The sequence below is a fragment of the Bradyrhizobium sp. LB13.1 genome, assembly GCF_054056815.1.
This window is the reverse complement of record NZ_JBSRYQ010000001.1, coordinates 1,867,899-1,888,456: the sequence shown is the minus strand read 5'-3', so window position 1 is coordinate 1,888,456 and position 20,558 is coordinate 1,867,899. Positions and strand designations below refer to the sequence as shown.

Here is a 20,558-nt window from a genome sequence, read left to right as displayed (position 1 = left end):
TGTTCTTCAGCGCGTCTTGGTCGGTACTTCAAATTCAACCGCATCGCCCATGTGATCGGGCGACAGGCTCGGACCGCGACGGTCGCGCGAGTTCAGCCGGAACACATCGCGGATGTCGTCGATCGAGGTCGACGAATAGGACTGGATGCAGAGCGCGACCTGCTCGGGCGAAGCGGCGCGCATCATCGCTTCGATGGCCGGGCGGTCGAGGCGCGTGTCGTCCCAATGCGAGACCGCGATGCTGTCTTCGGTGACCCGATGGGCGGCCAGATGCGCGGGCGAGTTCGCGACGAAATGGCCGTACATGAGATATTCCGAGAACTTCTTCTTCCGGCACAGTGCCAGAACCCAGTTCAATCCCGTTGCCGACTTGATCGCGTCGGTCATCGCGCGCGCGGTGTCCTTGTCCCAGACCAGCGCGTTGCCGACATAATCGTCCGCGGGGAAGAACCTGTCCTTCACGCCGAGGAGTTGGTCGACCGTGCGCAGCCACAGGCCGTGCAGGGGCGCATCGGCGCTGATGGCCTTCGGGGTAACGAACAGCGGCGTCTTCTCGGCGCCGGCGTACTGACCGACGTCGAATTCGCGGAAGAACAGATTGTCCGAATCCAGGATGCAGACGCGCTGCTCCGGCGCGTTGAGGACACCGGCGATCTTCAGGATCTGCTGGATGTGCCAGCCATGGACGGGTGACGACAGCAGCGACAGCCAGACGCGCCGTTTGCTGATGAACTGGAGAGCCGGCGGCAGCGCCCAGAGCCATTTCGGCAAGTAATGCGAAGCCGGAACGATGACCCGCTTGTCGGAAGCGAACCGCGCGAACAGCGGCACATCCTCATCGTTAACGAGAACATAATGCCGCGTGTAGCCCGTCAACCAGGTGTCGATGCTCTCGCTGAGCAGCGAAAAGCGCTCGATATCCTTGGCGTAGCTGGCAGTCAGCAGGGCAACGGAATGCATGGGCACGCTCGAATGGCGATCAGGCCGTAGTCATAGCTGCATTGCGAGGTGCTGGAAACTCACGATTCAAATCAAGGTAAAGTGAAACAAAGCGCGACCGCGGAAAAGACTAGCCTCGAGATTTCAGGCTTCTGATGTAGGCGATCGCTCGCTCCGCTACAGCGGGATCAAGGTCCGTTTTACGGATCCTTTGCTCAATCAGCTCCAGGTCCAAAGGCCGCGCGCCATGGATCGCGCTGACGAACCGTTTGTCCCTCTCATCCAATCTGGCGACTTTGGACACGACGAGGTCTTCCGGCGCAGGCACTACGCCGGTCACCGTCCGTCCCGCGACCTCGGTTTGTACTCTAAGCGCTCGGCTCTGCCAGCCTCTCGGGAGCTTGGCCGTCGTCTCGTCGACACCATCGATGTAGAAGCCATAGGTGCGATGAAAGGGGCTTTCCGACCCGAAGAGGCCGTCAATATGTTCGGACGCTATCGGCTGCACTCCGTCACGCGTTCGCTTGGCTTCCGTCAATTCCCAGATTCTCGCATTTGCGGGAAATGCGTCGATTTCCGGCGATTCTCTCGCGGCCTCGGGGGCATCCGGCATAGAAGCCAGAATCGCCTGGCTACCCACCACAAACACGGTGTCGGTTTCGAATTCGTAGGCTAGAGCCCTTACGACCCTAAGCAGATCATCCAAGGTACGCCGCGGGCTGCCCTCGGACATCACGGCCCTCTGGAGGAAAGAGCGCGAGTGCCTAGGGCTCGTTCGGCCACACGTCTCGCCGCTCTCCTCAATCGAATTCTTGCGTCATAGTCGCCGAAATGAACACCTTCGACGAGATAGAACGGGGACGAGTTGCGCAGCCGCACCATCTCGCGATCGCGACTGGTCAGTCTTGACGCAAGTTCCCCGGTCGGAAGAGCAAGCAGTTCCTGCCATTCGCGTACGAATGGCCAATCGTAGAATTGGTCGGCCTGACGCGCGTGAGCTGCCTTGGCCTTTTCCACGAGAGATGGGTCGCGACGAAGTCGCCGCACGATCAGCCGATGCATCATCAGCTTCGCGGTGTCGCCAACCAGGCCCTCGTTTAAGCCATCCTTCATGCGTTCATCCAGACCCAGCTCGAATATAAACGACCTGCCAGGAACAAAAAAGGGCGCAACTTCCCGATAGTTACCGCTTTGGCTCGGCGGACCTAATCCGATGGCAGCCCCTGCTCGATGCCGCAAAAGCGTAGCGGCGCCAGGGCGGAGGCCCGCTGCCACCAATCGGCGACGCGGTCGTCGAGCGCGGTCACACCTCGACCCTGGCCGGGGAAGATCCGGATCTGCTGCACCGCCTCGGCTTCGAACCCCTTGCCCTTGCGGGTGATCTTGAGGGCAGCGCCTTCGCGGTCCCGCTGGGTCAGCGGCACCAAGAGGCGGCCGCGCGGACGAAGCGACTGAAGCCAGAGCGGATGCGGCTGAGAGAATCCGGCATGCACGATGATCACGTCGGCGGGTTCGCCGATGTCCTCGCATCCGTCACCATGGACGACCACGACGTTGCGATAGGCGCGAAGATAGGTCGCGGCGCGCGCCGCAAGCCGCGCGTCGCATTCGATTGCATGCACCCTGCCCTTGGGGCCCACGATCTCCGAAAGCACTGCCGAGAAATAGCCGAGCCCGCAGCCGATCTGGACCACGCGGTCCTTCTCCCCGACGTCGAGCAAATCGATGAAGTGCGCCCACAGGCTCGGCAGTCCGGTATCGAGCTTGCGGCGCGCATCGATCGCGACCAGCACATTGTCCTGGAGATGAACGGGATCGGCATCCGGCGTCAGCCGATAGCTGCGCGCCGCCTCGCTCTTGATGCGCCAGGGTCCCTTCGCCAAAAACTCCTCGCGCGGAACGGTGGCGAGGGCTTCGAGCAGGCGCGGTGAGGAGATCCGTTCGCGCTTTGCGATCAGCTCCACGTAACGCGCACGCGCGGCGGCAAGATCGCTCATCTCACGGGATCGGCCTGTTCACGAACAGGCGCGTCCGCGCCGAGCTCGTTGATCAGTTGCATCGCCTGTTTCAGGTCCGGCGTGTAAAAGCCCTCGCTGAACTTGCCGACGATCGGTGCGAGCAGGAGACTTGCGTGCTCGCGCTTGCCGGCTTGGTGCGACAGCCGCGCGAGGCTGACGGCGGTGCGAAGCTCCCAGGACAGCGCGCCCTGCTTGCGGGCGATCTCCAGCGACAGGCCGAACAGCTCCTCGGCCTCCTGCACCGAGACCGGATTCCCGTCCGACAGGGTGATCTCGCCTTGCAGGCGGTAGACCTCGGCGAGGTAGGAATGGTCGCCGGTCCGTCGCGCGGTCGCGAGCGCACCGTCCAGCGCGCGCAACGCGGCGTCGCGCATCCCGACCTTGGCGTAGGCCTCCGCGAGCAGGCAGCGGAACCAGCAACCGGCGAGCCAGGAATCCATCGCCTCGTATTCGTCGAGGCCGAAGCGCATCTGGCTGAGGCCTTCGTCGGCCTCGCCGAGCTGCGTCAGCGCCCAGCCGCGCAGGATCGCCGCCTGCTGCTTCCAGTGCAGGAGAGTTGTGCTCGGTGGCGATGATCATGGCGCGGTTGGCGTGGTCGCGCGTGCCCTCGACATCGCGCAAATGCTGGCACAGATAGGCGCCGAACACGAGCGCGAAGGCGAGCGTGAAGGGGTGGCGGATCTTCTCGGCGTTCGCGATCGCCTGCTCGCTGTGCTGGCGCGCCGCGTCGGGCCGGCCGAGGAACCACAGGAGATAGCCGAGATAGGACAGCGAGACGACGCCGGGATCGGTGCCGTGCCGCTCCATCAGGTCGGAGTGCAGATCGGGGCTGTAGAGGTTGATGCAACGGTGCAAATGATGCTGGGACGCGGCAAAGCGCCCGCGATAGAGCATGGTCATCGCGATCGAGCGGTGCGCCTCGATCAGATAGCCGGTCTGCTGCGCCGGCTGCGTCCGCTCGTTCAGCCGCTCGCGCTTGGCGAATTTCAACAGCTCGACACTGAGATCGTGCGCGCGGGTGAGATCGGCGCGGATGAAATGACAGACCCAGAGCCCGCGCGTGGCGGCGAAGGCCTTTTCGTCGTCGTCGAGCTGCTGGCCGAGTTCGAGGGCGCGGATGTAGTTCTCCTCGACCTCCTGCACGGCATAGCCCTTGGCGGCGATCAGTGCGTTGCCGAGCGCGATGCGCAGCTCGAGCTCCATCTCGTCGGCGCCCTGCATGCGCGCATTGGCCTGGACGACGCTTAAGCCCCGGCGCAGATGGCCGATCGCCTCCAGATTGGCGCCGCTCTTGGCCGCTTGCTTGCCGGCCTTGAGCCAGAAGCTAGCGGCCCCCTCGCTCTGGCCGGATTCGGTCAAATGATGGGCGAGCAGCTCCGGTTCGCGCTCGGTCTTCTCCGGATACATCTCGGCGAGCACCTGGGCGATCCTGGAATGCAGCTTGCGCCGCTCGCTGTGCAACAGGCTCGCATGCGCGGCGTTCTGGATCATCACGTGCTTGAAGGAGTAGAGCGCGTCCGGCGGATGGCCGCGGCGCATGATCAGCCCGGCCTCCTCCAGATGATTGAGCGCGGCCTCGATCTGTTCGGCGGGCGTATTGGCGACCGCGTGCAGCGTCTCGTAGGAGAATTCGCGGCCGATGGTGGCGCCGATCTGCGCGATCCGCTTGAACGGCCCCATCCGGTCCAGTCGCGCCATCAGCGAGTCCGTCAGCGTCGCGGGGATCGCGAGCTGCCGCCACGGGCCCGACAGCACGTAGCGCCCGTGCCGCTCGGTCAGGAGGTTGGATTCCAGAACCGTCTTGGTCAGCTCTTCCAGAAACAGCGGCACGCCGTCGGTCTTGACGATGATCTCCTCGACGACCTCCTTGGGAAGCTCGCGTCCCGCCACGCGCTCGACCAGCGTCGCGCGCAACTGCCGGCTCAACCGGTTCAGCACCAGCGTCGTAATGTGCGAATGGGCGCTCCAGCTCGGCTGGAATTCGGTGCGCGCTGTCATGATCACCAGGATCGGCCGGTTCTGTGCCCGGTCGACCAGGAGATCGATCACCTCGCGGGAAGTCGGGTCGATCCAGTGCAAATCCTCGAATGCGATCACCAGCGGCTGCTCGCGCGCAAGGCCGAGGAAATGATTGACCAGCGCGGCGACGGTCGCATCCTTTTGCTGCTGCGGCGACAGCTCGAGCGGCGGATAGCGGTCACCGATCGGAATGGACAATAGCGCGGCAAACAGCGGCGCAACCTGCTCGATGTCGCCATGAGCGGCGGAGATCGCGATCTCCAGATTCGCCAGCGACTGCGCGGACGCATCCTCACGATCGAGGCCAAGGGAGAATTTGAGCTGCTCGGCGAACGGATAGAACGCTGTGGAGGTGTAATAGGGCGAGCACTGGAACGAGACCTGTCCATGGCGGTCGCCCGCGATCCGCTCGAAGATTTCCTGGATGATGCGCGACTTGCCGATGCCGGGCTCGCCGAACTTGACCACGACCTGGCCGTCGCCCTCCTTGACCTGCTGCCAGCGGCCCATCAGTAGCGCGATCTCTTCCTCGCGGTTGACGAGCGGGGTCAGCCGCGTGCCCATGGCAGCGGCGAAGCGGGTCTCCACCCGCGACGCCCGCATCACGTGCCAGGCCTGCGCCTTGTCCGAGATACCCTTCAGCGCGTGGACGCCGAGATCGCGGTAGTCGAACTTCCCCTTCAGCAGCGACTGGGTCGAGGCGGAAATCACCACACCGTTGGGCGGCGCCAGACCTTGGAGGCGCGCGGCGAGATTGACGGTTTCTCCGACCGCGGAGTCGCGCTCTTCGGTGCCCTGTCCGACGAGGTCGCCAACCACGACGAGACCGGTCGCGATGCCGATGCGGACGGCGGGTGAGTGGCTGAGCGCACCACGCGGCTCGACCGCGCGCGCTGTCGATAGTACCCGCACGATCTCGAGCCCCGCGCGCACCGCGCGCTCGGCGTCGTCCTCATGTGCGGTCGGATAGCCGAAATAGACCAAAATACCGTCGCCGACGAAGCGAGCGGCAAAACCCTCGTAGTGCTTCACCACGCGGACACAGGTTTCGCGGAAGCTCGCGATCATGTCGCGCACGTCTTCGGGATCGAACTGCACCGACAGCGAAGTGGAATCCACCATGTCGCAGAACATGGTGGTGAGCTGACGCCGCTCGGCCCCGACTTCCGTGCGGGGTTGAGGGCGAGCCGCCGCGTCGGACTTCTCCGCTGTTTCGGCCCGGAACAACGCGGTCATGGCCCGCTGGAGCCGCTTCCGATCGCCGAGCGGCAATCCGAGCTCGACCAGATCGGATTCGGTCAGATCTCCCATGACGTCGAGATCGAGACGGTGCTCTGCGAAGAGATCGGTATAGTGGCCGAGACCGACGCCTTCGAGCCAGCGCTTCAGCCCGCCTTCCCTTCCCGTGACCGGCTCATTCTCCAGCATGGTGATTTCTGCCCGACCATCACTCCGTCGAAGCGCTAAGGGCCCCTCAACCACAGATTTTGGGACCAAAACTTCACCTCAGACTGGACGCGTTCCCTTACTTCTTGGAAGAATAGCCCAATCGGATCAAAAGGGAACGGAATTGTCGGACGTCACATTCCCAGCGCCGCAGGGGTCAGCCAGCATAACGGCCGAAACGAAGATATTCGCGGATATCGGCGGCCTTCTCGTTTTCCATGCCCGCAAGACGCCGGCGGCGCCCGCCCTCCTCGCCCCTGGCCGGCCGGTCCTCAACTACGGCGCGATTGGCGACCGGACGCAGGATCTCGTCCGTACGCTGCGCGGGCTCGGCATAGTCCCTTCCGACCGGGTCGCGGTTGCGCTGCCGCGTGGCGCCGACAGCGCACTGGCCCTGATCGCGGTCGCCTCGAGCTGCGCCTGCGTTCCCGTCAATCCCGACCTGACGGCGGACGAGCTGCAACGCTATTTCAGCGAATTGAAGTTGACGGCGCTGATCACCCGGGCTGATACGAACTCGGCGAGCCGTGACGTCGCGAAAGCGCTCGATATCGCTGTGATCGATTTCGTGCCGGGGCCGCAAGACGATCTCGGCGGCTGCACGTTTGTCGGACCGCCGGTTGGGCCGGCAAACAACGGCGGCGCCTCGCGCGGCGACGACGACGCGTTCATCCTGCTGACATCGGGCACGGCAGCGCGGCCGAAGATGGTGCCGCTGACGCACCGCAATGTGTGCCTCTCCGCTTACAACGCCGGCCGCGCGCTGTCGCTGACGTCGCACGATCGCCTGCTGAACGCGCTACCTCTGTTTCACGCCCATGGTCTGATTTCCGGTCTGCTCACGGCGCTGGCTGCGGGCTCCAGCGTGATCTGCACCGACGGTTTCGACGCATCCTCCTTCTTCGGCTGGATGCGGCAGCTGCAACCCACCTGGTACACGGCAGTGCCGACCATCCATCGCGCGCTGCTGACGGCGGCGGAAGCGAACCCGGACCTTGCCCGATCGTCGTCGTTGCGCGTGATCCGCTCGGCCTCCGCCTCGCTTGCGCCTGCGATCCTCGAGGGGCTGGAGGCGACGTTCGGCGTTCCCGTGCTCGAAACCTACGGCATGACGGAGGCGGCCTCACAGATCGCGGCCAATCCGTTCGAGCTGCGCAAGGTCGGATCGGTCGGCCGCGCCGCGGGCCCCGAGATCGCGATCATGGATGAGACCGGCCGTACGCTCGCGAGCGGCGAGCACGGCGAAATCATGCTTCGCGGACCGAATATGAGCCGCGGCTATTATAATGACGAGGCGGCAACACAGGTGGCCTTCCGCAACGGCTGGTTCCGGACCGGCGATCTCGGCTATCTCGACGCCGACGGCTATCTCTTCATCGTCGGCCGTATCAAGGACGTCATCAACCGCGGCGGGCAGAAGATCTCGCCGCTGGAGGTCGAAGAGGTCCTGCTCAGTCATCCTGCGGTGCTGGAGGCCGGCGTGTTTGCCGTCCCGCACCAGAAGCTCGGCGAGAATGTCGCCGCGGTCGTGGTGCTGCGGTCGAATTCCGAGGCGACCTCGGATCAGTTGCGCCAGTTCGCGCGGAAAACGACTCGCGGCCTACAAGGTGCCGAGCCTGATCCGCAGCGTCGCCACGCTGCCGAAAGGCGCCAGTGGCAAGGTCAAGCGCAATGCGCTCGCCGAGCTGGTCGTGACAGTGGACGGCGGCGACGAGACGCGGCTGCCACGAACCGAACTGGAGACCCAGCTCGCGGGGATTTGGGCCGGGCTGCTGGAGCTACCACAGGTCGGCATCGATCAGGACGTGTTTGCGCTCGGCGCGGACTCGCTCGCGGCCACACAGATGCGCTCGCGCCTGCGCGAAAGTTTCAACGTCGATTTCTCGCTCGAGGACATCTTTGATTGCGCCACGGCCTCAGCCCTGGCGGCCCGGATCGAGACCGCCACAACCCATCGCGAGACGATGCTGCCGGCCTGGCGCAAAGCCGCGGAAACAGACGCGCCGCTGTCGTTCCAGCAGCAGCGGATGTACGTGCTCTCGCGGCTCGACCCAACGCGCTACAATTATAACGTCGTCGAAGTCGCGCTCCTCAAGGGCCAGGTCGACGTCGCCGCGCTTTCTGCCGCCCTCACTGCGGTCGCTGCGCGCAATGAGGCACTGCGGTCGGTCTTCGTCGAACGCGAGGGTGAGCCGGCGCAGCTTGTGCTGCAATCGCCGCCGCGGTTCGAGCGGATCAAGCTCAAGCCCTGCTCCGCGCACAAGCGAGCTGCTGTGATCAGGCGCGAGGCCCTCAAGCTCGCGCAATATCCGTTCGACCTTGCGCGCGAGCCGCCGCTGAAGGTCACGCTGCTGTCGTTCGACAAAAGCAGCCATGCGCTGGTGGTCAACGTCCATCACCTCGTCACCGACGGCTGGTCGCAGCGGCTGTTCTGGGAAGAACTCGCCGCCCATTATTCGGCAGCGCGCAAGAACGACGTGATGGCACTGCCTTCGCCCGCCTTCCAGTACCGCGACTTTGCGCTCTGGCAGCAGAGCTGGGCGCAGACGCCTGCGGCAAAGGAGCAACTCGATTACTGGCGGGCGCAGCTCGACGGCGTCACCACGCTGCCGCTGCGGACCGACCGGTCAAGGCCGGAGGTCTGGAGCGGACACGGTGCCCGTCGCTATCTCGAGTTCTCCAGGACGCTGTCGGCCGACCTGCATGCGCTGAGCCAGAACCAGGGCGTCACGCCCTTCATGACCCTGCTCGCGGTGTTCCAGTGCCTACTATTCCGCCACACCGGCCACGAGGATGTCGCGACGGGATCGCTCATCGCCAACCGTAACCAGATCGAGAGCGAGCGGCTGATCGGGCTGTTGGCAAACACCCTGATCCTGCGCAACGATTTCAGCGGCGATCCGAGCTTCGGCGACATGTTGCGACGGGTGCGGCAGGTCACGCTCGATGCCTACCGCAACCAGGACCTCCCGATCGAGGAAGTCCTGCGCGCGCTTCAGATCGCGCGTCGGAGCGACGGCAATCCGCTGTTCCGGATCATGTTCATCCTCCAGAACGCATCGATCGAGGCGGCACGTTTCTCCGGCCTGTCGACGCGGCGGATCGAGATCGATCCAAAGGTGGCGCGCTTCGACATCACGCTCGAACTGGTCGAGGCCGACGGTCGTTTCACCGGATTCTTCGAATATGCCACCGATCTGTTCGACGCAGCGACGATCGAGGGCATGGCCGCTCAGTTCAAGACGCTTCTCAAATCCGTCATCGCCGATCCGGAGCAGCGCATCTCGCACCTGCCACTCCTGACCGCGGCGGAACGCCGGCAGCTGCTGGCGCAAGGCCGCGGCGTGCCGGCCAATGTCACCTCGCGCGACAACCTAAGCGAACGCTTCGACCGTCAGGCCAGGAAAACGCCGAACGCGATCGCGGTGTCGGACGGCAGCACATCCCTGAGTTATCGCGAGTTGGCGCGCCGCAGCCAGGCGGCCGTGCGCTGGCTGGCCCGGGAGGGCGTAGGTGCCGAGGCCGTGGTCGCCTTGCTTGCGGATCGCGGGCCCGACCTGCTCGCCGCGATGATCGCCGTGCAGCGCGTGGGCGCGGCCTTCCTCAATCTCGATCCCGACCACCCGCCGGCGCGGATCGCGACCATCCTCGGATCGAGCTGTGCCCGCATGCTGCTGACCGGACGCGCGCAGTCATCCATGGTCGAGGCGCTGCTCGAACCGCTGGTCGAGCGCATCCAGATTGCCGCGCTCGAAGACGCGATCACGCCAGGACTGACCAAGCCAGCCCGCGCGGCGCGGCGCAAGGCTTCCAGCCTCGCCTATCTCGTCTATACCTCCGGATCCTCCGGCGCGCCGAAGGGCGTCATGATCGAGCAGCGCGGGCTTTCGAACCATCTGGCCTCGCTCATCTCCGAGTTCGGCCTCTCGTTCCGGGACGTGATCGCGCAGACCGCGCCGCAGAGCTTTGTCATCTCGGTGTGGCAGTTCCTCGCGGGGCCCATGGTCGGCGCGCGCGTTCATGTCTGCGGCAGCGCGACCGTGCGGGACCCGATTTTGCTCGCGCGGGAGATCGAGCGCGAGGGCATCACGGTGCTCGAGATCGTCCCATCGCTGCTGCGCGTGATCCTCGATCGCGTGGACGAGGCACCGATCCGACGCGCCTTTGCGAGGCTGCGCCTCCTGATCTCGACCGGCGAGCCGCTGCCGGTCGATCTCTGCAAGGCCTGGTTCGCGCGCTCTCCGAAAGTGCCCTTGATCAATGCCTATGGCGCGTCGGAATGTTCCGACGACGTCTCGCTGCATCGCCTGACCAAGCCGCCGGCGACCACGACGGGCAATGTCCCGGTCGGCGCGCCGCTGCCGAACACCCAGCTCTACGTGCTCGACGCAGGCCTGCAGCCGCAACCGGTCGGCGTGACCGGCGAGCTCTGCATCGGCGGCGCCGGTGTCGGCCGCGGCTATGTCAACGACCCCGCACAGAACCGGCAGCGCTTCCTGCCCGATCCGTTCTCGCGCAAAGCAAGCAGCCGGCTGTACCGGACCGGCGACCTAGCCCGCCGCCGCGCCGACGGCACGATCGAATGCCTCGGCCGCGCCGACCATCAGGTCAAGATTCGCGGCTACCGTATCGAACTCAAGGAGATCGAGAACGCGCTTGCCGACCATCCGAGTGTGCGCGCCGGCATCGTCGAGCCGCGTCGCGAAGCAAGCGGCGATGTCAGGCTGATCGCCCATGTCGTCGCAAGGTTAGGCAGCCGGAGCAGCGCCAGCGAGTTGCGCGAATTCCTGAAGAGCCGGCTGCAGGGCCATGCCATCCCGTCCGCGTTCCTGTTCCTGGATCAGGTACCGCTCAACGCCCATGGCAAAATCGACCGGACCGCGCTGCTGGCGCCGGCGCAGCAGGAAGCGCCCGAACCTGATGCGGCCGTGCCGGCGCGGGGCTTCACCGAAAAGGTGCTGTCCGACATCTGGATCGACCTGCTGAAGGTCGAGAGCCTCGGCGTCACCGACAATTTCTTCGACCTCGGCGGCCATTCGCTGCTGGCCGGCCAGGCGATGGCGCGCGTCGCCCGTGCGCTCGGCATGTCGCTGCCGATCAAGACCATCTTCGAGGCACCGACGATCGAAGAGCTTGCCCGGCGGGTCGACGAGGCCGCGGCGGCAAAGCCGCGCAAGCCGGTTGCAAGCGCAGCAAGATTGGCGAGAGCGAGCCTGGCCGAAAGCGGCCCTCCCGCGCTGTCGATCGCGCAGGACCAGATGCTCCGGATCGAGCAGAATCTTCCCAGACTGCCGCTGTTCAACCTGCCTTTCGCCTTTCGTCTCCAGGGGCCGCTCAATTTGGCCGCCCTGGCGCAGGCGATCGACGATGTCGTGCACCGGCACGAATCGCTGCGAACCAGTTTCGGCTGGAGCGGCGGGGGGCCCGTCAGCTGCATCGCCGCGCCCGGCACCTTCGGCCGCGTTCTGACTGTCGAGACGATCGGCGATGGTCAGCCCCACAACAACAAGCGGCGCAAGGCGCTGGAGCTCCGCAAGATCGATCTCCTGATCGAACAGGAGACCTATGCCCCGATCGACACCAAGCGCGCGCCGCTGCTGCGCGCCCGGCTGTTGCGGCTCCACGACGGCGATCATGTGTTGCTGCTGACGTTGCATCACGCAATCGTCGACGGCTGGTCGATCGGCGTGCTGTTCGAGGAATTGTCCCACCGCTATGCGGCGCTGGCCGGCTATCCGTCGGTGCCGCTGCCGAAACTGCCGCCGGCCTTTTCGGACGTCGTGCGCTGGCAGCACTGGTGGTGCGGCACCGATGCCGCCCGCCGTCAGGCGACCGAATGGACGGAGAATTTGCGCGGGGCGACACCCGTTTTCGACCGGGAATCAAGCCCGGGCGCGTCCACGGGGCACCGTCCGGTCAGTCTCGAACGTGAGCTGATCGGCCGGCTCACCGCGTTCGCCGGCCAGCACAATTGCACGCTGTTCATGTGCCTGCTGACCGGCCTGAAAGCCCTGCTGCTGGCGCGGACCGGCCACAACGACATCTCGATCGCCACCGCCATGGCCAATCGCGCCCAGCCGGACACCGACCGGATCGTCGGTCCGTTCGAGAACACGGTGATCGTTCGCACCAAAATCACGCCGGAGCTGTCGTTCGTGCAGGCCCTGGCCCGGGTCCGTCAGAGCGTGCTCGACGCGTATGCGCGCCAGGAGCTGCCGTTCAACATCCTGGCCGATCATCTGGAGCAGGAGGGGGTCAATCCGGCCTCGCTGCTCCAGGTCTATTTCACGCTGCAAAATCCGCTGCGCCAGCCGCTCGATCTGCCCGATCTCACGACGGCGTCGATCGGCAACATCGCGCGCGAAGGCCAGCCGGTGCTGCCGATCGACCAGACCTGGCTGTCGCTGATGCTCAAGGAGCGGCCGACCGGAATCACCGGTTCATGCAATTACAAGAGCGAGCTGCTCGATGGCGCTACGGTCGGCCTGTGGATGGAGGATCTCGTGGCGCTGCTCGGGGCCGCCGTCGCTCAACCCAACGCGCCGCTCGGCCGATTGCTCAATCGCAGGGCGGCATGACCGGCCGCAAAGCACGGGCGAATACGGGTTCACTCGCCATAGCTGTGAATGACCAAGTTGCATCTTGATTATTTGGTGCCACCGCGCGAGATTATTCTCGCGTTTTGATTTGGACGATTATTTTCAACCGGGAGCGTTAGTTATGGGTTTCATCAAATTTACCAAGGGCGCCTCGTTGAGCGACAAGGACCGCAAGGCCCTGCAGAAGCTGCTCGGCGCCGAGAAGAAGAAGCTGCAGTCCGCGCTGAAGGACGTCGACGCCAGCATTTCGATGCTCGGCAGCTCCAAGAAGGCCAAGAAGAAGAAGAAGTAAGGCTCGGCGGCCCGGACGCCGCTCGAAATCTTCAGGCTTCAGTTTCGGAAATGGGCCGCTCGCTTGCCGAGTTGGTGTCTCGCACAAGCTTGCGCCCGTAAACCGACCAGCAATCGACAAGGATTCGCCCGAGTGGACCGCTAGAAGCGGTCCGCTCAGTTGATTCTTGCTCAGTTGATTCTTCCATCATGGCAGGGGATTTGGCCCCGGCCTGACGCCATGGGCCCAATTGATGGCAGACGACAGGATTGAACTGTTTGTCGGACTGATCGAGACTTTTGACGCGCCGGGTGCGGTCGATACGTGCCGGCGTTTGCTCTCGGTCGACGAACGGGTACGAGCCGACCGCTTCAAGTTCGAACGGCACCGGCGGCAGTATATCTTCGCGCACGCGATGTTGCGGCTTGCGCTCTCGCACGTCGCGCCGAATGTCCCGCCCACCGACTGGTCATTTGCGGACGGGCGTTACGGGAGGCCGTTTGTCGCATCGCCCAAGATCTCGAGCGCGCTGCATTTCAGCCTGTCCCATGCCGATGGCTGCGTTGCCTGCGTCGTGTCAGGGCATGAGACCGTCGGCGTCGACGTCGAGACCGTGTCACGGCGCGTCGCGCCGCTGTCCACCGCGCTTCGGTTCTTCGCGCCGGAAGAAGTCGAAACCCTGCGTGGACTTCCGGAGCCCGCCGCGATCGAGCGCTTCTTCTTCGACTACTGGACGCTCAAGGAGGCTTATTTGAAGGCCAGGGGTTTCGGCCTCAATTTGCCGCTCGACGCCTTCGCGATGCAGGTGTCGCGAGAGGCGATCGAGATCAGCTTCAAGCCCGATATCGCCGACGATCCGCAAGGGTGGCGATTCCAGCTATTCTCGCCGTCGCCCTCGCATCGCCTCGCGATCGCCGACGGCTCCCGCGCCACCGGCGGCCTGCCCATCACCCGCAATGCCTGGCCGCTCCAGGAAGCGGCTGAATGACGCCGCCGCGGCTGCGCGTCTTTCCCGCGATTTCGCGCAACCGCGATCCCGAGAAATATGTCGGCGAGCTGATGCGCGTGGCCCAGTTTGCCGACCGCAACGGCTTTGAAGGCATCCTTCTGTTCGAAGGCAACGACGTGTTCGTCGAGCCCTGGGCGATGGCCCAGCACATCATGGCGGAAACGACGCGGTCCTCGCCGCTGATCGCGGTCAATCCGGTCTACATGCACCCGTTCACGGCGGCGAAATTCGTCTCGTCCTTTGCGCAGCTCCATGGCCGCAAGGTCTATCTCAACATGATCACGGGCACCGCGGTCAGCGATCTGCAGGGGCTGGGCGACGAGCAGTCGCATGCCGACCGCTATGTCCGGCTCGGCGAATTCGTCGCGCTGATGCGCCAATTGCTGGCAAGCCCGCGGCCAGCGACTTTCGCGGGCCGGTTCTACCGCGCAAGCAATCTGCAACTGCGCCCGCGCCTGCCGCCGGAGCTGATGCCGGAATTTCTGGTCGCCGGCCAGTCCGAGCCGGCACAGCGCGTGGCGAAGGAGACCGGCTGCATCAAGATGCAGATGCTGCCGCCCGATCTTGAAGGCGGCCTCGATGTATCAGGCATGAATTTTGGAATTTTTGCGCGCGAGGGACGCGACGAAGCCCGGCAAGCGGCGAAGGTGCGTTTCCACGACAACCCCGACGATCGTGAGCTGCTCGCGCTCACCGTGGAGAACAGCGATTCCGTGTGGAAGCGGCGCCTGTTCGAGGGCCAGAGCGGCGAGCTCGCGGACAATGGCTACTGGCTGCTGCCGTTCCTGACCTTCCAGGCCGACTGTCCCTACCTCGTCGGCAGCTACGCCGAGATCGGCGCGAAGCTGAAGGAGTTTGCGGCGAAGGGGCTCACCACGATCATGCTCGACATGGTCGCAGACGAGACCGAGATGCAGCACGTCTGCAAGGCGCTCGCGGCGAGCGGAATGTTTTGAGGTCAGACGCCGAGCGGACTGAGCCGTGCCAACGGCTCGCTGCCTTCCGGCCGCCGTAGAAGCTGCATGACATGCCGCTTCAGGCGCACGAACTCGGGCTCGGTCACGAGATCGTGGCTGCGTGGCCGTGCGAAGGGCAGCACGACATCCTCAATCACCCGGCCGGGCCTCGCACTCATCACAACGATGCGATCGGCGAGGAACAATGCCTCGTCGATATCGTGGGTGACGAAGACCGTGGTGGTCGGGATCTTGCCCCAGATGTCGAGCAGGACCTCCTGCATCATGGCGCGCGTCTGCGCGTCCAGCGCACTGAAAGGTTCGTCCATCAGCAGCACCCGCGGCTGGTTGATCAGGACCCGCGCGATTTCGACGCGCTGCTGCATGCCGCCCGACAGTTGCGCCGGATAGAACGCCTCGAAGCCGGAAAGGCCGACCAGCTTCAGGATGGTGTCGGCGGCGCGGTCGCGCTCTCTTCTCGCCAGGCCCCGCATCTTCGCGCCGAAGGCGACATTGTCGCGCACCCGCTTCCAGGGAAACAGCGTGTGCTGTTGAAACACCATGCCACGGTCCGGACTCGGTCCCTGGACCTTCTGCCCATCGATCGCGAGTCGGCCGGCCGTAATCGGCAGATGTCCGGCCAGTGCGCCGAGCAGCGTGGACTTGCCGCAGCCGGAGGGACCGAGGATGCAGACGAGCTCGCCCGGCGCGATGGCAAAGTCGAGACCACTCACCGCCTCGAACGCATCGCTGCCTTCGCCGAGCGAGATCGAGACATCAGCAATGTCGATGCGACCGACGCTCTTCGCGTCGACATCCGCGACCCGAATGTTCATCGCGCCACGCCTTTCATCGTCTAACTCTTGAGCTGCGCCAGGGCATCAGAAGCCGCCCGGCGGTCGTCAGCAGCCAGCTGGAGCCCATGCCGAGCAGGCCAATGATCAGCATGCCGACGATGATGTCGGCATAATTCTGCAGCGTGTAAGCCTCCCAGGTATAATAGCCGATCCCGAATTGACCGGAGATCATTTCCGCGGTGACGAGACAGAACCACGACGTCCCCATACCGATCGCAAGCCCGGTGACGATGCTCGGCGCGGCGTCCGGCAACACCACTTCCGTGAGAATCGCAAAACCGCCTGCACCGAGGCTCCGGGCGGAGGCGACCAGCCGGCGGTCGACATTCGCAACACCATGGACCGTGTTCAGCACGATCGGAAACAAGGCGCCGATGAAGGTGATGTAAATCATCGACAGCTCGGACGACGGGAACATCAGGATCGAGAGCGGTATCCACGCCACCGCCGGTATCGGCCGCAGCAATTCGAGCGGCGGCAGCAACAGGTCGCTCGCGGCACGCGACCGGCCAATCGCAAAACCCAGGATCACGCCGATCACCACCGCCGCACCGTAGCCCGCGAACACGCGCCAGAGACTATTGGAGATATGCGCTGTCAGTTTTGGCGACCGAAACAAGGCGACGGCGGATTGAACGACCTCGACCGGCGGCGGCACGTTGCGGAAGGTGACGATCCCCAGATTGAGGTGGGTCGTCGAAGCGACCTGCCACAGGGCGATGCAGGCAAGGATCGACAGGCCGCGGATCACCCATCGGATGCCAGCGGGCCGCGCCTGGATTACGATGGCCATCGCTTCACCGGCTCGCAATGAGCGACTCACGCGCCGCCGTGAAGTCGAGCACCGCGCCGCCATGCTGCTTCGACCAGCGTTCGGCCGCGTCCTTGAGCAGGAACGCGCTCAGCTCGCCGCTGGACGATCGCACGAACCAGGCCTGGTTTGCAAACAGCTTGATGCCGCTCTCACGATCCTGAGCGTAGACGACGCGGATGATCCTGCCGTCCTTCTCAAGGCCGGCGAGCGCCTTGAGCGCGTTCTCGGGCGACGCGTAATGGCGCACATGAGCCTCATCCCTGACCCAGATCTGCGCAACGCGGGTGATGTCGCCGATCTCGGCGCCCGTCGCCGCGTCCATGGCCCGAAGCGGAAGCTGCGCATAATTCGTCAGCTCGGAGTCGTAATCCCGCCCCGCTTGAGCGGCCGCCACGCGGATGAACTTGTCCGTGACGAACTGGTCGATATCGAGATCGCTATCCGCCCGCTTGAGCAGCTTCAGCGTCTTGATCGAGGTTGCGACTGCCTGGCGGTATTCCGGCTTCCAGGTCACGTCACGGGTCTGAAGACCGAGCGGGCCGTGGAAGAGATAGTCGACCTCGGCGTCAATGCCGGTCACCTTCGCGATCAGCTCACTGTACTTTTCTGGCTCCTCCGCGATCAGGCGATCCGCCTCGAGCGCAGCGCGTAAATAGGCGACGACGATCTCCGGGTATTTTACGGCATAGTCGGCGTCGACCAGTCCGCCGTGGAACGTCGGCGCGTTTGCCTGCGCGCCGTCAAAAATCTTGCGCGCAAAGCCGCGCCACGGAAACAGTTCGGCGAACGGGACGAAATCGGCATGCGCCTCGATCTTGCCGGTCTGCAAGGCCGGCCCTGCAACTTCGGGCGCCTGCGTGATGATCTTGACATCGGTCTCGGGATTCCAGCCCTTGGCCTCGATGGCGCGGAGCAACATGCCGTGCGAGGTCGAGGCAAAGGGTACGGAGATGGTCTTGCCTTTGAGCTCGTCGAGCGACTGCACCGGCGAATTTAACGGCACCACGATTCCGTTGCCGCTGCCCTTGGTGCTGCCGGACAGCACGCTGATGAAGAGGCTGCGGCGCCCCGCCTTCTGGAACGCAACGCCGTTCAGCGATCCTGGAAAATCCGCCATCGCGCCGAAATCAAGCTTGCCTGCGACCATCTCGTTGGTGAGCGGCGCGCCGCTGGTAAAGTTCTTCCACTGGATGTCGTAGGCCACATCCTTGTACTTGCCGTCACGGGGTAGGAATTTCTCCAGCAGCTTCAGCTCGCGAATGAGCAGCCCGCCGGTCGCGCAGTTGATGGTCGTATCCTGCGTGCCGACCGCCACCCGGATCGTCTCGGCCTGCGACGGACCCAACATGGCGACGGTGATGGCCATGACGGCTGCACTCATTCTCACAGAGCTCAAATCGATCATCAAACTGTCCTCGGAGGCCGGCCCATGCCGGCGGCGACGCGAGCTGGGACTATCGAAGGCGTGGCGCCAGGGTTGAAGCAATTACTTGCATCGCTGTCGCAGACCGCTCACGTCGTGATTTCGTCATGCAGCGGCGCAAAGGATTTTCTCAAGACAAAGCCATCGGCAGAGGAAACGTTTCGCGGTCGATCGTCGCGCGTATCAAGCTTTGCTAAGTGATTTGGAACGATCGCAAAGAGATGGACATCGCACCACCGCCGCTCTTACCTGTTCGCAAGACCTCTGAGACCTAAACGGATTGCGATGACCATACTCAAGGAAGCTGCCGCGATCGAGCCTGCCGTTTTCGCCGACCGGCCTCACCCAGGCGTTCAGTTCGACTGGACCGACCGCGAGAAGACGCATACCGTCCGCGGTACACGTGCGAAGACGGCGAGCTCGGCGCTGTTCATGAGCGAGACAATCGACGGATTGAATGTCGGTGCGCATTTCCTCGGCCGTTTGTCGCCGCTCGAGCAATCGCGCGTTCACGCGGCCGGCCGCGCGATCACGGTGCCCCAGGGCGGGATGGTATTCAGCCAGGGCGACGGCCACGACGGCATCTTCATCATCCGCGGCGGTCAGGTGCGGGTCTATTATACAGCGCCCTCGGGGCGCGAAATCACACTCGCCTACTGGACGCCTGGACATTTCATCGGCGGTCCGGAGATTTCTGGCGGCGGCATTCACATGTGGTCCGGCATTGCGATCGAGGCCTGTGAGATCACGGCACTCTCCGGCCCTGCGCTCGAGAAGTTGTTGACCGCCATGCCGAGCTTCGCGCTGGCGCTGATCGACGGCCTGATCGCCAAGGGCAAGTGCTACTCCTTGATGGCGCAGATCCTCGGCACGCGCTCGGTGATCGAACGGCTGGCGCAGTTCCTGCTCACCTTGTCGGAGCTTCATGGCGTCGCCGATGGCGACAGCATCGTCATCAACCGCAAGATCACCCATGACCAGATCGCGGCCATGGTCGGCTCGACCCGGCAATGGGTCACGATGATGCTGAAGCGCTTCCAGAACCGCCGCATCATTGCCATCGACGGCAACAGCATCCGGATCAGGCGGGTCGACCTGCTGGAGCAGATCCTGTTCAAAGATTAGGAGGCTGCCCCCTCACCGCGCCTCTTCGAATCCCGCCAGCACCGAGGTCAGGTTCGCGCCCAGAATATCCGAGAGATAGCCGCCCTCCTGCACGAACACGGTCGGCAGGCCCATCTTCGCGATGGCCTGGCCGATGCGGCGGAAGCCGGGCGTGGTGACGGCCAATCCCTTCAGCGGATCGTGCTCGGAGGCATCGAGGCCAAGCGCGATGACGAGGGCGCCGGGCGCAAAGGATTCGATCGCCTTGCGCGCGACGTCCATGGCCTGGATGTAACCGTCGTCGCCGGTGCCGATCGCCAGGGGGATATTGAGGTTGGTACCGAGGCCGGGACCTTCACCGCGCTCATGGGCGTAGCCCCACACGTAAGGATAATACGCGACGGGATCGGCATGGATCGAGACCGTGTAGACATCGGGCCGCGCGTAGAAGATGCCTTGCGTGCCGTTGCCGTGATGGACGTCGATGTCGAGGATCACGACACGCTCGTGCCTCTGCCGCAGATGCGCCGCCGCGATCGCGCTGTTGTTGAGGAAGCAGAAGCCGCCGGCCATGTCGCGATAGGCGTGATGGCCGGGCGGACGGCAGAGAGCATAGGTCGCATCCTCGCCGTCCAGCACCATCTGTGCCGCGGTGACCGCGACGTCGGCGGCTGCGCAGGCCGCAGCCCATGTGCCCGCCCCGATTGGCGCCGCGGTGTCGGCGGTGTGCCAGCCGAGCCGGCCTATGATGTGAGTGGGATAAGTCGCGGCATGGCGCACCGGATGGATGTTGCCGATCATCTCCGGACCGGAATCGCCGAGCGCGGTCCAGGCCTCCCAAGCTTCGCTCAGGAACGACAGATATTCCGGGCTGTGAATGCGCGCGCGGGGCCCCTGCCCGAATGTGGTCGGTTCGACCAGCTGGTGCTTGCCGTCCTTCAGCCCCTTGAGCAGGCGGTCGGCACGTTCAGGCTGCTCGGTGGTGCGCTTGACGACACCGCGGACCAGGAAGAATTGCGGATCGTGGCTGCGATGCAGTTCGGTATGGACAGCTTTCACTCAGACACTCCGTGGTCGCTTTGATGGTGCCACAGTGGTCTAAA

At 64.5% G+C, this 20,558-nt stretch carries 12 protein-coding genes and 2 pseudogenes; 5 read left to right on the top strand and 9 right to left on the bottom strand.

Annotation, left to right across the window (positions count from 1 at the left end; genetic code table 11):
* Positions 1 to 6 precede the first annotated feature (6 nt).
* The 5 genes and pseudogenes from ACVWYI_RS08865 to ACVWYI_RS08845 all read right to left on the bottom strand — a co-directional run bounded on the left by ACVWYI_RS08865 (position 7) and on the right by ACVWYI_RS08845 (position 6,404).
* A complete protein-coding gene (locus tag ACVWYI_RS08865; protein WP_456661706.1) occupies positions 7 to 960 on the bottom strand; it encodes a DUF6492 family protein in 954 nt (317 codons plus the stop codon).
* 109 nt (positions 961 to 1,069) lie between these two features.
* Positions 1,070 to 1,672: a DUF6036 family nucleotidyltransferase gene (locus ACVWYI_RS08860; RefSeq protein WP_247441127.1), complete on the bottom strand. Its 603-nt coding sequence runs from the start codon at positions 1,670 to 1,672 to the stop codon at positions 1,070 to 1,072.
* Positions 1,672 to 2,052, bottom strand: coding sequence for a hypothetical protein (locus ACVWYI_RS08855; RefSeq protein ID WP_354106934.1), 381 nt, complete (start codon positions 2,050 to 2,052; stop codon positions 1,672 to 1,674). Before ACVWYI_RS08855 ends, ACVWYI_RS08860 begins: the two co-directional genes overlap by 1 nt.
* A 92-nt stretch (positions 2,053 to 2,144) precedes the next feature.
* On the bottom strand, positions 2,145 to 2,936 hold the full coding sequence (locus tag ACVWYI_RS08850; protein WP_247441128.1) for a protein-L-isoaspartate O-methyltransferase family protein: 792 nt from the start codon (positions 2,934 to 2,936) through the stop codon (positions 2,145 to 2,147).
* Positions 2,933 to 6,404, bottom strand: a pseudogene (locus tag ACVWYI_RS08845) (ATP-binding protein). Before ACVWYI_RS08845 ends, ACVWYI_RS08850 begins: the two are co-directional and overlap by 4 nt.
* Before the next feature lie 142 nt (positions 6,405 to 6,546).
* Between ACVWYI_RS08845 and ACVWYI_RS08840 the strand changes: the two are divergent.
* From ACVWYI_RS08840 to ACVWYI_RS08825, 4 genes and pseudogenes are all read left to right on the top strand, one after another.
* Positions 6,547 to 13,000, top strand: a pseudogene (locus ACVWYI_RS08840) (amino acid adenylation domain-containing protein).
* A 142-nt stretch (positions 13,001 to 13,142) separates the two neighbouring features.
* A complete protein-coding gene (locus ACVWYI_RS08835) occupies positions 13,143 to 13,313 on the top strand; it encodes a hypothetical protein (protein ID WP_247348931.1) in 171 nt (56 codons plus the stop codon).
* 232 nt (positions 13,314 to 13,545) lie between these two features.
* Entirely contained in the window at positions 13,546 to 14,280 is a 735-nt protein-coding gene (locus ACVWYI_RS08830; protein WP_456661705.1) for a 4'-phosphopantetheinyl transferase family protein, read from the top strand.
* On the top strand, positions 14,277 to 15,257 hold the full coding sequence (locus ACVWYI_RS08825; protein WP_247441132.1) for an LLM class flavin-dependent oxidoreductase: 981 nt from the start codon (positions 14,277 to 14,279) through the stop codon (positions 15,255 to 15,257). The genes ACVWYI_RS08830 and ACVWYI_RS08825 overlap by 4 nt, the downstream gene beginning before the upstream one ends.
* Positions 15,258 to 15,259: 2 nt before the next feature.
* Here the strand turns inward: ACVWYI_RS08825 and ACVWYI_RS08820 are convergent, their stop codons facing one another.
* Genes ACVWYI_RS08820 through ACVWYI_RS08810 form a run of 3 tightly spaced genes read right to left on the bottom strand, consistent with a single transcriptional unit; the run spans position 15,260 to position 18,309 of the window.
* A complete protein-coding gene (locus ACVWYI_RS08820; RefSeq protein ID WP_456661704.1) occupies positions 15,260 to 16,093 on the bottom strand; it encodes an ABC transporter ATP-binding protein in 834 nt (277 codons plus the stop codon).
* Positions 16,094 to 16,106: 13 nt separating this feature from the next.
* Entirely contained in the window at positions 16,107 to 16,907 is an 801-nt protein-coding gene (locus tag ACVWYI_RS08815) for an ABC transporter permease (RefSeq protein ID WP_247441134.1), read from the bottom strand.
* Between the two features lie 4 nt (positions 16,908 to 16,911).
* Positions 16,912 to 18,309, bottom strand: coding sequence for an ABC transporter substrate-binding protein (locus ACVWYI_RS08810; RefSeq protein WP_456661703.1), 1,398 nt, complete (start codon positions 18,307 to 18,309; stop codon positions 16,912 to 16,914).
* A 327-nt stretch (positions 18,310 to 18,636) separates the two neighbouring features.
* Between ACVWYI_RS08810 and ACVWYI_RS08805 the strand changes: the two genes are divergently transcribed.
* Positions 18,637 to 19,476 (top strand): Crp/Fnr family transcriptional regulator, encoded by an 840-nt coding sequence (locus tag ACVWYI_RS08805; RefSeq protein WP_456661702.1) that lies wholly within the window; start codon positions 18,637 to 18,639, stop codon positions 19,474 to 19,476.
* Positions 19,477 to 19,488: 12 nt separating this feature from the next.
* On the opposite strand, the gene ACVWYI_RS08800 is transcribed toward ACVWYI_RS08805, so the two are convergent.
* Entirely contained in the window at positions 19,489 to 20,514 is a 1,026-nt protein-coding gene (locus ACVWYI_RS08800; RefSeq protein WP_456661701.1) for a histone deacetylase family protein, read from the bottom strand.
* Between the last annotated feature and the right edge of the window lie 44 nt (positions 20,515 to 20,558).

Coding starts and splice junctions, on each gene's coding strand:
- ACVWYI_RS08835 (WP_247348931.1), top strand. CDS start 13,143: ATGGGTTTCATCAAATTTACCAAGGGCGCCTCGTTGAGCGACAAGGAC.
- ACVWYI_RS08805 (WP_456661702.1), top strand. CDS start 18,637: ATGACCATACTCAAGGAAGCTGCCGCGATCGAGCCTGCCGTTTTCGCC.
- ACVWYI_RS08815 (WP_247441134.1), bottom strand. CDS start 16,907: ATGGCCATCGTAATCCAGGCGCGGCCCGCTGGCATCCGATGGGTGATC.
- ACVWYI_RS08810 (WP_456661703.1), bottom strand. CDS start 18,309: ATGAGTGCAGCCGTCATGGCCATCACCGTCGCCATGTTGGGTCCGTCG.
- ACVWYI_RS08825 (WP_247441132.1), top strand. CDS start 14,277: ATGACGCCGCCGCGGCTGCGCGTCTTTCCCGCGATTTCGCGCAACCGC.
- ACVWYI_RS08860 (WP_247441127.1), bottom strand. CDS start 1,672: ATGTCCGAGGGCAGCCCGCGGCGTACCTTGGATGATCTGCTTAGGGTC.
- ACVWYI_RS08820 (WP_456661704.1), bottom strand. CDS start 16,093: ATGAACATTCGGGTCGCGGATGTCGACGCGAAGAGCGTCGGTCGCATC.
- ACVWYI_RS08850 (WP_247441128.1), bottom strand. CDS start 2,936: ATGAGCGATCTTGCCGCCGCGCGTGCGCGTTACGTGGAGCTGATCGCA.
- ACVWYI_RS08855 (WP_354106934.1), bottom strand. CDS start 2,052: ATGAAGGATGGCTTAAACGAGGGCCTGGTTGGCGACACCGCGAAGCTG.
- ACVWYI_RS08830 (WP_456661705.1), top strand. CDS start 13,546: ATGGCAGACGACAGGATTGAACTGTTTGTCGGACTGATCGAGACTTTT.
- ACVWYI_RS08865 (WP_456661706.1), bottom strand. CDS start 960: ATGCATTCCGTTGCCCTGCTGACTGCCAGCTACGCCAAGGATATCGAG.